This is a genomic window from Alphaproteobacteria bacterium PA2, assembly GCA_002256425.1.
Classification (GTDB): Bacteria; Pseudomonadota; Alphaproteobacteria; order Caulobacterales; family Caulobacteraceae; genus Phenylobacterium.
In genome coordinates this window covers 2,980,466-2,991,906 of sequence record NKIZ01000001.1, presented here as the reverse complement: position 1 = coordinate 2,991,906, position 11,441 = coordinate 2,980,466, and the positions used below count along the sequence as shown (strand labels likewise).

The following is an 11,441-nucleotide window of genomic DNA, read 5'->3' as shown; positions in this document are numbered from 1 at the left end:
CATAGGTCGCTGCAGGAGTTCGAGTTGAGTGATGCGGCGCAGCCCTCGGATGCGGAGCAGACCCTGCAGGCTGCTCACCGCAAGCTGCTGGCCGCCAGGGACCTGCAGTTCGACTTCGTCACCTACAAGCTGCCCGAGCCGCCGGGCTGGCTTACCGACCTTCTTCAGGGGATCGGCAAGTTCCTGATCGGCATTGCGCCTGTCCTGAAATTCCTCTTCTGGGGGGGACTGATCCTTGCCCTGGGGTTGATCGCCTGGTTCATCGCCCGGGATTTGATCCGCACCCGCGCCCAGAGACTGGCCCGACCCCTCAGTCTGGGCGGTCAGGAGGCCGGCTGGCGGCCGACCGCAGAGGGCGCCAAGGCCCTGCTGGGCGACGCTGACGCCCTGGCCGCGGAGGGGCGCTATGCCGAGGCCGCCCACCTGCTTCTGGTCCGCAGCGTCAACGATTTCGCCGCCAAGCGTCCGGGAGTACTGCGCCCTGCCTATACCAGTCGCGACCTGGCCAGACTGGAGGCCATGCCGCCCCCGGCCCGGACCGCCTTTTCGCAGATCGCCCAGGTGGTGGAGCGCAGCCTGTTCGGAGGCCGGCCCGTCGACGCTGACGCCTTCGCCGGTTGCCGCCAGGCCTATGCCGACTTCGCCCTGCCGGAGCGGTGGACATGAGCGGAGAGAGCCAGAATCCCTTTTCACCCAGGGTGATGATCGCGGTCATTCTGGTGGGCGTCTTCGCCTTTTCCGGATTCGCCTTGCTGGGCCTCTATGCCGGCGAACTTCGGGGGGGAGACGATGGCGGGGGCCATCCCCTGTCGAAATCGGCCATAGGATTCCAGGGCGCTGTGGTCATGGCCCAGGCCCAGGGCGTGCCGGTCGTCATCAGCCGGGATCCCTTGACAGACCCCAATGAAAACGGGGCGCTAAGGGTGCTGACGCCCGATGTGGACTTTGATCCCAAGGCCCTGCGTGAGTACGACAGGGAAGGCAATCTGCTGGTGGTCCTGCCCAAATGGTCGGTCCAGCCAGACCCCCGGCACCAGGGCTGGGTGCGCAAGATCGACCTCTTGTCGAACCTGGCCGTCCAGCGTCCGATTTCCGATCTGAGCCGCCCGGCCTTCTACCACCGGAAGGGCATTACGAGGCCCCGCCTCCATGGCGCCGGCGGTCCGTTCGGGGAAGGAACCTACCTGCCCCTCGGCCCGGTCGACCGGCTGCAAACCATTGCCGGTCCCGACTTCCATCCGGTCCTGACCGATGAACAGGGTCGCATGGTCCTGGCCGTCTACAAGGATACCCAATTGCTGGTCCTGGCCGATCCCGACCTGCTCAACACCCAGGGACTGAAGGACATCAACACCGCCCGCGCAGGCATGGCGATCCTCAATGTCCTGCGGGGCGATGGGGGACTGGCTTTCGACGTGACACCGAACGGTTTCATGCGGACCCGCAATCCGCTCAAGCTTGCCGTCGAGCCGCCCCTGCTGGGCGGAACCCTCTGCCTGCTGGCGGCCATCATCCTGATGGGGGTGCACGCGGCTGTGCGGTTCGGGCCGGCCCGGACCGGAGGCAGGGCTCTGGCCCTGGGCAAGGCGGCCCTGATCGACAGTTCTGCTGGCCTGATCCATGCCGCGGGCAAGGCTCATGAACTTACCCCCGCCTATGCCGCCCTGATCGAAGCCCGGGTCGCCAAGTCCGCCGGGGACCGCGAAACCGACCCCGCCGCCCGCACAGCGCGCCTGATGCGGCAGGAAGCCGGGCGCTCCGTCACCACACCCCTTTCGGACCTCTTGCCCCAGGCCAGGTCCGCCACCAACCGCAACGCCGCCCTGACCGCGGCGCGCAAACTGTTCCAATGGAAGTCGGAGATGACCCGTGACCGTCGATGAAGTGAAATCCAGGGCCGACGCCATCCGGGCGCAGATCGGCAAGGCGGTGGTCGGGCAAGCCGAAACCGTGGACCTGATGCTGACCGCCCTGATCGCGGGGGGCCATGTCCTGCTGGAAGGTCCGCCCGGCACCGCCAAGACCTTCCTGGCCCAGTGCTTCGCCCACACCCTGACCCTGGATTTCGGACGGGTGCAGTTCACCCCCGACCTGATGCCGGCCGACATCGTCGGGGCCAACCTGTTCAACTTCCAGACCAGCGCCTTCACCTTCAATCCGGGCCCGGTGTTCTGCGAGCTGCTGCTGGCCGACGAAATCAACCGCACCCCGCCCAAGACCCAGGCCGCCCTGCTGGAAGCCATGCAGGAGCGCCGGGTGACCCTGGACGGCAAGTCCCACCCCTTGAGCGACCGCTTCATGGTGGTGGCGACCCAGAATCCCCTGGAACAGCAGGGCACCTATCCCCTGCCGGAAGCCCAGCTGGACCGGTTCCTGTTCAAGCAGGTCCTGCAGTATCCCAGCCGCGAGGAAGAGCGGGCCATCATCGCCAGCCACGGTCTGCGCAGCGGCCAGGCTGACCCGGCCGCCATGGGCGTGGAAAAGGTAGCCGACGCCGCCTGGATCCGCGCCGCCGCTGACACGGTGGCCCAGGTCCGCCTGAGCGACGAGATTGTCGACTATGTCCTGAATCTGGTGCGGGCGACCCGCGAGAGCGCCGACCTGCAGAGCGGCGCATCCCCCCGGGGTGCCGCCATGCTGGCCCTGGCCGCCCGGGCCCGCGCCGTACTCGATGGCCGCGACTATGCCATTCCTGACGACGTGAAGGCCCTGGCCCTGGCGGGTCTGCGCCACCGGGTCATCCTGTCGCCGGCCGCCGAGATCGAGGGTCGCCAGGTGGATCAGGTTCTGGCCTCACTGGTCGATCAGATCGAGGCGCCGCGCTAACCCATGATCTATCCCACCCGCCGTGCAATCGTCCTGGCCCTGCTTGGCGCGCCCGTTGTGCTGGCGGTAGGCCTTGTGACGCCTGGTGGGTGGACCCTGGGCGCCTTCTGGGCCCTGGCGGCCCTGGCCCTGGTGGCGATGGACGCCTGGCTCGCGGCGTCTCCGGACAAGCTGTCCCTGGCCCTGACCGCGCCGGGCGCCCTTGGCGTTGGCGGAAAGGGCGGAGGCAGGATCGCGGCCGCCTTCGCCCGCGGCGCGCCCTCGCGTCTTGAGCTGGCCGTTGGCGTCAATGACCGCCTCAGCCTTACCCTGCCGCGGCGCTCCGTGGAGATCCGGGACGGGCAGGGCGAGGCCGAGGTGCAGATCACCCCCTTGCGCCGTGGGGACGGCCGTATTGAAACCCTCTGGTCCCGCTGGTCAGGTCCTCTGGGACTGGCCTGGGTTCAGAGGCGCGACGTCCTCGATCACGCCCTGGCTGTCACGCCGAACATTGCCGGGGTCCGGGACGCCGCCCTGCGCCTCTTCGCCCGGGACGGCATGCTGGGGGTCAAGGCCCAGATGGAGACCGGTGAAGGGTCCGAGTTTCACGCCCTGAAGGAATTCCAGACGGGCATGGACATCCGCGCCATCGACTGGAAACAGAGCGCCCGGCACGGCAAGCTGGTCGGCCGGGAGTACCACTCCGAGCGGAACCATCCGGTCATCCTGGCCCTCGACACCGGCCGGCTCATGTGCGCGCCCCTGCAGGGCATTGCCCGCATAGACCACGTGATCAACGCCGCCCTGCTGATGGCCTTTGTGAGCCTGAAGCTGGGTGACCGGGTCGGCCTGTTTGCATTCGACGCCCGACCGCGGATTTCCAGCGGCCCGGCCAGCGGGGCGGCGGCCTTTCCCCTGCTGCAGAAGCTGGCGGCGGGGATCGACTATTCCACCGAGGAGACCAACTTCACCCTGGGCCTGACCACGCTGGCCGGACAGCTGAACCGCCGGGCCCTGGTGGTGATCTTCACCGACTTCGCCGACCCGACCAGCGCCCAGCTGATGCTGGAGAATGTCGGCCGCCTGCTGCGCACCCACCTGGTCATGTTCGTGGTCCTGCGGGACCTTGAACTGGAGGAGCTGGCGGACCGACAGCCGCAGGAGGCCGACGACATTTCCCGTGCGGTCATCGCCGGCAGCCTGCTCCAGCAAAGGGAAGCCGTCCTCAATCGCCTGCGCCGGGCCGGCGCCCAGATCGTCGAGGCGACGCCGGACCAGCTGGGGCCTGATCTCGTCAACACCTATCTCGACGCCAAGCGTCGGGACCTGCTCTAGGGGTGCGGAATGGCTGAGCTCCAGCTCAAGAGTCAAAGGTTCCGGGAAGAGCGCGAAGCCGACTGGCGCAAGCTTGAGCGCCTGCTGACCAGGGTCGAGGGCGGGGCGCCGTCGCGGCTGTCCATCACCCAGTTGCTGGAGCTGCCTGTGCTCTACCGCCAGGCCCTGTCTTCCCTCTCGGTGGCCAGGTCCATCTCCCTGGATCAGGGCCTGACCGACTATCTGGAGAGCCTCTGTACCCGGGCCTATTTCGTGGTCTATGGGGGCCGCATCGGGCTGCTGGAGCGCCTGCAGAGGTTCTTTGTCCGGGACTGGCCGAACGCCGTGCGCAGTCTCGGACGTGAAACCCTGGTCTCCGCCGCCATCATGGCGCTGGGCGTGATCGTCGCCATGGTCCTGGTGCAGAGTGATCCGGACTGGTTCCACGCCTTTGTCGCCAAGGATCTGGCCAATGGCCGTGACCCGGCGGCGACCACGGCCTTCCTGCGCGAGACCCTGCATGGGGCGCCCAGGGCCGGTGAACAGGACCAGCTGGGGGTCATGGCGTCCTTCCTCTTCACCCATAATGCCCGGATCGCGATTTTCGCCTTTGCCCTGGGCTTTGCCTTCTGCGTGCCGACGGCGGCCCTGATGGCCTCGACGGGCGCCATGCTGGGGGCCTTCCTCAGTGTGTTCATTTCCCGCGGCCTGGGCATTGAGGCCGCAGGCTGGCTGATGATCCACGGGGTCACGGAGTTGTTCGCCGTCATCCTGGCGGGCGCCGCCGGCCTGGGCATTGGCTGGGCCAGCCTGTTCCCCGGGGACGTCTCGCGGATGGACGCCATCATGGCAGCGGGCAAGCGTGGCGGGATGGTGATGATCGGCGTGGTGATCATGCTGTTTGTCGCAGGCCTGCTGGAAGGTTTCGCCCGGCAATTGATCCAGGATACCCCCGTGCGCCTGACCATCGCCGCGGTCTCGGCCTTCCTGTGGTGCCTCTACTTTTATGCCCGGCGACCGGGGTTGGACGCATGAGCGGGCCCCATCTCTCCGGCCGGCGGGAGCTCATTACTCCGGAAGGCGTCGATCTGCGGCTTGAACTGGGCGAGGTATCGGCCAGGGCAGGCGCCCTGATCATTGACCTGCTGATCATCATCGCCGGGGTCATCGGCATGACCCTGGTGCTGGGCATGGTGGTCTGGGCGACCAAGACCGAGGCCCCCAGATCCGCCCTGGCCGTGATCTGGATCCTGGGCTTCTTCCTGCTGCGGAACTTCTATTTCACGGTCTTTGAAATGCAGCCCCGGGCCGCGACGCCGGGCAAGCGGCTGATGAAGCTGAGGGTTATCGCCCGGCACGGGGGCCCTCTAACCGCGGACGCCGTCTTCGCCCGCAACGCCCTGCGCGAACTGGAGCTCTTCCTGCCCCTCACCTTCATGATGGCCAGGGGGAACGGTGTCGACGGCTGGGTCATAGCCCTGGGCTGTCTGTGGTCGCTGGTCTTCCTGCTGTTTCCCCTGTTCAACGCCGAGCGCCTGAGGGCCGGAGACCTGATCGCCGGAACCCTGGTGGTGCGGAACCCCAAGCACCTGCTGGCGCCGGACCTGGCCAATGACGGGGTCCTGGCCCTGTCGGAAGTGCGCTTCACCGATGAGCAGCTGGACGCCTACGGGATCAAGGAACTCCAGGTGCTGGAAAGGGTCCTGCGCATTGGCGACCGCAAGACCCTGACGGATGTGGCCACCCGAATCCGCCGCCGCATTGTCTGGACAGGGGGCACGGAGACCTCAGACCGCGCCTTCCTCGCCGCCTATTATGCGGCGCTGCGAGCGCGGCTCGAGCGTCAGGTCCTGTTTGGTCGGCGTCGCAAGGACAAGTTCGACCTGGGCTAGGGATCAGTCGAAGACTTCGCCCAGGTCGGCCGCTCCGGCGCCATCCTTGATCCGCCGCAGTTCGGCATAGGCGGCACCCTGCAGGCAATAGCCCGCAATGCTGGCGACCAGACTCTCAATGATGTTGGAGGCGAAGACGCCAATGCCGGCAGCCGCGCCAGACTCGCGCATGGCCAGTCCGCCAGTCAAGGCCCCGAGGACAATGGAAAGGACCATGTAGGCGAGAATGACCACCGCCCAGAGGCCCAGAAGCCGCCAGCGGTTGTTGCGGGTCAGAAAGCGGCTGCGATCGAAGGCCTGCATGATCCCGATCTTTTCGACGACCGTGGCCTGGATGGCCTGTGAGAAGGCCAGGCCGATCATGATCCCGGGCACGATCAGCAGGGCAAATCCGAAGACAAGGGCGATGGAGAACAGGAAAGAGACCGCGAGAAGCGGCCAGGCCTTGCGTAGCCCCAGCTTCAGATCTTCCTCCAGGGTCGTGGTCCGACCAGCAATGTCACCGATGGCGACACTGATGCTGGCCGCCTGGATCACGGCGGTGAAGATCGCAATGATGACAATGCCGACCAAGGCGATCGGCCAGATTTTCTGCACAGTGGCAAGGCTCGGCCTTCCCCCGGCCAGAATGTCTGTCAGCATGGTGCCGCCAGCGACGAGAACCAGCAGGACGCCAAGGGCGATCACTCCTGCCATGGCGATGGCCCACAGTATGGCCAGCCGTCCGAACCGCCGCTTCCCGATTTCAATCGCCAGCTGGAAGACCCGGCCAATATCCAGCTTTTCTGCGGACACGTCTGTCATCGCCATGAGTTTGCAAGCCCCTGAGTTTCAACCCTGCCCGAAGGTGAACACGGTATCTGCAGGTTGTCGATGACTTCTGTGTGTCAGTCGAAAACGGCCGCGAGGTCGGTCGCGCCGACACCGTCCCTGATCCGGCGGAGTTCGAAATAGAGGACGCCGACACTGGAGGCGGTCAGGGTTCCGATAATCATGGTGATGATCGGCAGCAGTATCAGGCGCGGCGCCGATGTCGGATCTGTCAGGGTTGTCAGCCCGCCAAACAGGGAAAACAGAACGCCCTCTAGGATGGCGATCATGATGAAATAGACCATGGCCAGGCCGAAAATTCTCCAGCGGTTTCCACGGGTCAGGTCCCGGCTCCGCCGAAATGTCGACATGGCGGGAATGTTCTCCACCACCTGTGCCGGGGCAGCGACAGCGAAGGCGCAGGCCATCATCATTCCCGGGACAATCAGCAAGGCAGTTCCAAAGCCAATAGCCAGGGCTTGCAAAAGGGAGACGATAATCAGAGGGACCAGATGCTTTTGGCCCAAACGCAGGCTGTCGCTGACCTTGATGGCTCGGCCGTTCAGATCCGAGACGCTGATCTGGATGGAGGCCGCCTGATAAACTGCGTTCGCGCACAGGGTAATCAGCCATCCCAGAACTCCAAGCCAAACACCCGAAGTGGAACTGTAGCGTGCCCCGAAGGCTCCAACGCTCGCCATGGTCTGGCTTTGCACAAAGGCGTTCAGCAAGGCTGGCAAGGCTGCGAGAAGCAGGGACAGAATGGCAAATGTGGACAGGTATCGCTGGACGAGAGCGAAGCTGACCTGAATCACCTTGCCGATATCGAGCTTTTCAACAGGCGCCGTTGTCGTCGTCATGAATCTGAAAGCCCCCGAGTTTCAACCTTTCATTGAAGTAACCACGGCCTCGCCTCGATGTCGATGGTCAGGCCAGCAGCTTCTGCGCGGCGGGACAGCTTTCTGGGACGCCGATATCGATTAAGGCGGCTTCGAATGTCCGGGATGGATTGGCTGACCTTCCAGTCAGTCAAAAACAGTCGCCAGGTCAGTGGCGCCAACACCGTCTTTGATCCGACGGAGTTCGAAGTAGAGGACGCTTATGGTCACAGTTGAAACGACGCCGATGACAAAGCTCACAACCAGGGTAGCTATGCCGGCGCTTCCCAATCCCAGATTGGGTAAGCTCTGCATATTGCCGGACAAGGCGATCACTGCAGCCTCAAAAACGGCGAGCATGATCAACCAGATCCCGCCGAGCCAGAAAATACGCCAGCGGTTTCCGCGGGTAAGGTAGCGGCTGCGGTCAAGGGTTGCGTTGGCCGGAATGCCCTCAACGACCCGGGCAGGCACGGCGACCGCGAAAGCGCAAGCCACCATCAGCCCGGGCACGATCAGCAGAAGTATGCCAAAGCCAATTGCGATGCTCAGCATCACTCCGATCCCGATTAGCGGAATTATGAGTTTCACTGATCGCCGCAGCGCTTCTGCGACAGATATGGAGCGTCCATTCAGGTCAGCAATCGTCACGTGAATCGAGGCGGCCTGAAAAACGGTCGCAAAGCACATGGTGACAAAGGCAATGGCCATATTGGTTGGGAGGGATTCAGGCTTTTCGATCCCAAGCAGAACCTTTTGCTTCATGATGATCGACAGCGCTGAAGGCAGGATATCGAGCACTATCCCTAGGATGGCCAATGGGATCATATTTCGCCGGATTATGCCGAATGTGGTCTGGAAAACCCGCCCGATGTCCAGTTTCTCGAATGCCCCTGAACCTGTCGCCATGAAATTGCCGCGCCCAGAAAATCAACCCTGACAGGAACTAACCACGCCCCTCCCGTCTTGTCGACCGCCAGTTCAGGCCAGCAGCTTCTGCGCGGCGGCGTAGCTTTCGGGGACGCCGATATCGATGAAGGCGCCGTCAAAGGCCCTGGCGCCCAGCCTGCCGGCTTCGCACAGGCCGGGCAGGATTTCGGTTTCCAGAGAGAAGGGGCCGTCGGGGATGATGTCCCGCTCCAGCCGGTAGACGCCGCCATTGATCAGGCCAGGCCGCCTCTGTCCTGACCTGGGCACAAAGGCCACGGCCCGGTCATTTTCCACTTCGACGGTCTCATAGCGGTCGGCCTCGGGAATCTGGCGCAGGGCGATGGCCGCGCCGTCCAGATCCGCCAGGACCCGCCAGTCAAAGTCGAACCAGGTGTCGCCATTGATCAGCAGGAAGGCCTCGTCCAGCCGCGGGCGGGCGAAGGCGATCGCGCCGCCAGTCCCCAGGGGGCGCGGCTCGATGGAGAGGCTGATCTCGACGCCCAGCCTGCCCGCCAGATCCGATCCCGCCAACCAGTCTTCGACGACGGCGGCGTGGTGGCCGACCAGCAGCAGTATGCGGTCAAGGCCATGCCCGGCCGCCTTCTGTATCAGGTGTTCCAGGAAGGGCCGGCCCGCCACGGGCAGTAGGGGCTTTGGCGTGTCATGGGTCAGGGCGCCAAGACGGGTTCCGGCGCCGCCGGCCAGTATGGCGCACTGACGGACCTTCACCGGGGTACGCTCCAGGCTTCGGCGCCCTCGAAAGTGAAGCTGACACTGCTGGCCTGACCGCCGGCCTGATTGAGGGCGCTGATCAGCCGGTAGCGATTTTCCGGGTCTGTGCAGAACATCAGGAAGCCGCCGCCGCCGGCGCCCGACACCTTGCCGCCCCAGGCGCCATTAGCCATGCCGTGATCGAACAACCGGTCGACGCACTCGGTGGCTATACCCTTGGCCGTCTGTTTCTTGGCGGCCCAGGACTGCATGAGGATGTCGGCCACATCGTGAACCTGACCCCGCAGCAGGGCTTCGCGCATGGCGGAGGCGTCAGCCTTCAGGGAATGCATGCTGGCCAGGGTCTGGGCGTCCATGGCGTTCAGGCCGTTGATCTGCTCCTGGATGATGCCTTCGGACCGCCGCGACTGGCCAGTGAAGCAGATGACCAGCGAGCTCTCGAACTCATTGAGATAGGCCCGGGGCACCCGAAGGGGGCTGACCAGCACCCGGTCGTCCGTGAGGAATTCGATATAGTTCACCCCGCCGAAGGCTGCGGCGTACTGGTCCTGCCGGCCGCCGGCCAGGCCCAGCTTCACCCGTTCCAGCTCAAAAGCCAGGCGGGCGATTTCATAGGGACCGAGGGGCAGGTCCAGGGCCACCCGGAAGGCCTCGATCAGGGCCACGGCCAGGGCTGACGACGAGCCGAGGCCAGAGCCTGCGGGGGCGTCGATATTGGTGGAGACGGTGAGGGCAGGGGCCCGCCCGTCCAGCCAGGTCTCGACCACATGACGGTAGACGGCGCGATGCAGGATCAGGCCCTGGTCCAGGGTGATCTGGTCCAGGTCGCGGAAGGTTTCCTCAGCGCCGCCCAGGTCCCGGGCGCGGAAGCGGATCAGACCGTCCGGGCTGGGGGTGACATGGGCGAAGGCGAAACGGCCAATGGTGGCGTTCAGCACGGCGCCGCCGAACTGGTCGCAATAGGGTGACAGGTCCGTGCCGCCCCCGGCCAGGCCCAGCCGCAGGGGCGCCCTTGACCGGACGTCGAAATCCTTTGGCGTGGGGCGGGTGATCATGCAGCGCGCCTGAACTGGGCTTCCTGGCCGAGCAGGACCTGGGTCCCGCCGCGATCGATCTGGTAGTTCAGCCGGGGCATGTTCTGGCCGGCCATATAGGCCTCGAGCTCGCGCCCGTCGCTGGGGTCGAACAGCATGAGGAAGCCGCCGCCGCCGGCACCGATGACCTTGCCGCCCAGCACGCCGTATTCGGCTCGGACATGGTCGTAGAGCTGGTCGATGTGCGGCCAGGAAATCTTGGAAGACAGCTTCTTCTTGGACAGCCAGTGCTCGTGGAGCATCTCGCCCCAGCCATTGAGGTCGCCCTCGACCCAGGCGTCGCGGATCCGGTAGCCCAGGGTCTTGATGGCGCCCAGGCTCTCGGCGACGGCGTCGTGGTGGGCGGCGCTGCCTGACAGCATGGCGCTGTTCTGGTCATCCAGGATGACGGCGGCGTCCCGGCGCAGGCCGGTATAGTAGATGTGGGTATGGGCGACGAAGGCCGCCTCGGTCTGTGCAGGAATCTGTACGGTTCCCACCTGGACGGTCCCGTCGGGGGCGATGTCCAGGGTGGTCAGGCCGCCAAAGGCCGCCATGTACTGGTCCTGCTTGCCAATGCCCTTGGCCAGGGTCTCGATCTCGATCCGGCAGGCCTCTTCCGCCAGGGCCTGACGGTCCGGCGTGTGGCCCTTCAGGGCGTGAAGGGCGTTGAGGAATCCCACCAGGAAACAGCTGGAAGACCCCAGCCCCGTGCCGCCGGCGATGTCGCCGATGGAGGCGGCTTCGAACCGGTCGTCAATGCCATGGGCCTGCAGGGCGGCGCGCACCAGTTCATGGCGCAGCTCGGCGGCCGAGGCGCAGGATTCCGGATCGGGACCATGCAGGATGACGTCGCCGTGGAAGGCCGGGCGGTGGGCGGCGATATGGATGTACTTGTCCAGACCCATGGCGAAGATGAAGCCGCCGCCATGGCGGTAATAGCTTTCCAGATCGGTGCCGCCGCCGCCCAGGGTGACGCGCAGGGGGGTGCGGGTCGAGATCATGGC

The 11,441-nt window shown here is 65.3% G+C and carries 12 protein-coding genes; 6 read left to right on the top strand and 6 right to left on the bottom strand.

The features are described 5' to 3' along the window. The first annotated feature begins 9 nt into the window (after positions 1-9). The 6 genes from CFE28_14355 to CFE28_14330 all read left to right on the top strand — a co-directional run bounded on the left by CFE28_14355 (position 10) and on the right by CFE28_14330 (position 6,011). Entirely contained in the window at positions 10-666 is a 657-nt protein-coding gene (locus CFE28_14355; protein ID OYU71066.1) for a hypothetical protein, read from the top strand. Further along, positions 663-1,883, top strand: coding sequence for a hypothetical protein (locus tag CFE28_14350; protein OYU71065.1), 1,221 nt, complete (start codon positions 663-665; stop codon positions 1,881-1,883). The genes CFE28_14355 and CFE28_14350 overlap by 4 nt, the downstream gene beginning before the upstream one ends. 76 nt (positions 1,884-1,959) lie before the next feature. Next, positions 1,960-2,826 carry a magnesium chelatase gene (locus CFE28_14345; GenBank protein OYU71731.1) on the top strand — a complete coding sequence of 289 codons (867 nt, stop codon included), beginning with the start codon at positions 1,960-1,962 and terminating at the stop codon, positions 2,824-2,826. Between the two features lie 3 nt (positions 2,827-2,829). Next, the gene (locus CFE28_14340; GenBank protein OYU71064.1) at positions 2,830-4,140 is read left to right on the top strand and encodes a DUF58 domain-containing protein; all 1,311 of its coding nucleotides are present in this window, start codon (positions 2,830-2,832) and stop codon (positions 4,138-4,140) included. 9 nt (positions 4,141-4,149) lie between these two features. Then, the gene (locus CFE28_14335) at positions 4,150-5,154 is read left to right on the top strand and encodes a hypothetical protein (GenBank protein OYU71063.1); all 1,005 of its coding nucleotides are present in this window, start codon (positions 4,150-4,152) and stop codon (positions 5,152-5,154) included. After that, positions 5,151-6,011, top strand: a complete 861-nt coding sequence (locus CFE28_14330; GenBank protein ID OYU71062.1) for a hypothetical protein — start codon at positions 5,151-5,153, stop codon at positions 6,009-6,011. The genes CFE28_14335 and CFE28_14330 overlap by 4 nt, the downstream gene beginning before the upstream one ends. A gap of 3 nt (positions 6,012-6,014) precedes the next feature. Here the strand turns inward: CFE28_14330 and CFE28_14325 are convergent, their stop codons facing one another. The 6 genes from CFE28_14325 to CFE28_14300 all read right to left on the bottom strand — a co-directional run bounded on the left by CFE28_14325 (position 6,015) and on the right by CFE28_14300 (position 11,438). After that, complete coding sequence (locus tag CFE28_14325; GenBank protein ID OYU71061.1) at positions 6,015-6,821, bottom strand: hypothetical protein; 807 nt, start codon at positions 6,819-6,821, stop codon at positions 6,015-6,017. Positions 6,822-6,898: 77 nt separating this feature from the next. After that, positions 6,899-7,681: a hypothetical protein gene (locus CFE28_14320; GenBank protein ID OYU71060.1), complete on the bottom strand. Its 783-nt coding sequence runs from the start codon at positions 7,679-7,681 to the stop codon at positions 6,899-6,901. Positions 7,682-7,846: 165 nt separating this feature from the next. Continuing rightward, the gene (locus CFE28_14315; protein ID OYU71059.1) at positions 7,847-8,608 is read right to left on the bottom strand and encodes a hypothetical protein; all 762 of its coding nucleotides are present in this window, start codon (positions 8,606-8,608) and stop codon (positions 7,847-7,849) included. Between the two features lie 72 nt (positions 8,609-8,680). Then, complete coding sequence (locus CFE28_14310; GenBank protein OYU71058.1) at positions 8,681-9,373, bottom strand: hypothetical protein; 693 nt, start codon at positions 9,371-9,373, stop codon at positions 8,681-8,683. Continuing rightward, positions 9,355-10,416, bottom strand: coding sequence for a dehydrogenase (locus CFE28_14305; GenBank protein OYU71057.1), 1,062 nt, complete (start codon positions 10,414-10,416; stop codon positions 9,355-9,357). The genes CFE28_14310 and CFE28_14305 overlap by 19 nt, the downstream gene beginning before the upstream one ends. Further along, the gene (locus CFE28_14300; protein ID OYU71056.1) at positions 10,413-11,438 is read right to left on the bottom strand and encodes a galactokinase; all 1,026 of its coding nucleotides are present in this window, start codon (positions 11,436-11,438) and stop codon (positions 10,413-10,415) included. The genes CFE28_14305 and CFE28_14300 overlap by 4 nt, the downstream gene beginning before the upstream one ends. Between the last annotated feature and the right edge of the window lie 3 nt (positions 11,439-11,441).

Excerpts from the sequence above, each read along its gene's own strand:
- CFE28_14350 (OYU71065.1), top strand. The coding sequence starts at position 663 with ATGAGCGGAGAGAGCCAGAATCCCTTTTCACCCAGGGTGATGATCGCG.
- CFE28_14345 (OYU71731.1), top strand. The coding sequence starts at position 1,960 with ATGCTGACCGCCCTGATCGCGGGGGGCCATGTCCTGCTGGAAGGTCCG.
- CFE28_14340 (OYU71064.1), top strand. The coding sequence starts at position 2,830 with ATGATCTATCCCACCCGCCGTGCAATCGTCCTGGCCCTGCTTGGCGCG.
- CFE28_14335 (OYU71063.1), top strand. The coding sequence starts at position 4,150 with ATGGCTGAGCTCCAGCTCAAGAGTCAAAGGTTCCGGGAAGAGCGCGAA.
- CFE28_14330 (OYU71062.1), top strand. The coding sequence starts at position 5,151 with ATGAGCGGGCCCCATCTCTCCGGCCGGCGGGAGCTCATTACTCCGGAA.
- CFE28_14325 (OYU71061.1), bottom strand. The coding sequence starts at position 6,821 with ATGGCGATGACAGACGTGTCCGCAGAAAAGCTGGATATTGGCCGGGTC.
- CFE28_14320 (OYU71060.1), bottom strand. The coding sequence starts at position 7,681 with ATGACGACGACAACGGCGCCTGTTGAAAAGCTCGATATCGGCAAGGTG.
- CFE28_14315 (OYU71059.1), bottom strand. The coding sequence starts at position 8,608 with ATGGCGACAGGTTCAGGGGCATTCGAGAAACTGGACATCGGGCGGGTT.
- CFE28_14305 (OYU71057.1), bottom strand. The coding sequence starts at position 10,416 with ATGATCACCCGCCCCACGCCAAAGGATTTCGACGTCCGGTCAAGGGCG.
- CFE28_14300 (OYU71056.1), bottom strand. The coding sequence starts at position 11,438 with ATGATCTCGACCCGCACCCCCCTGCGCGTCACCCTGGGCGGCGGCGGC.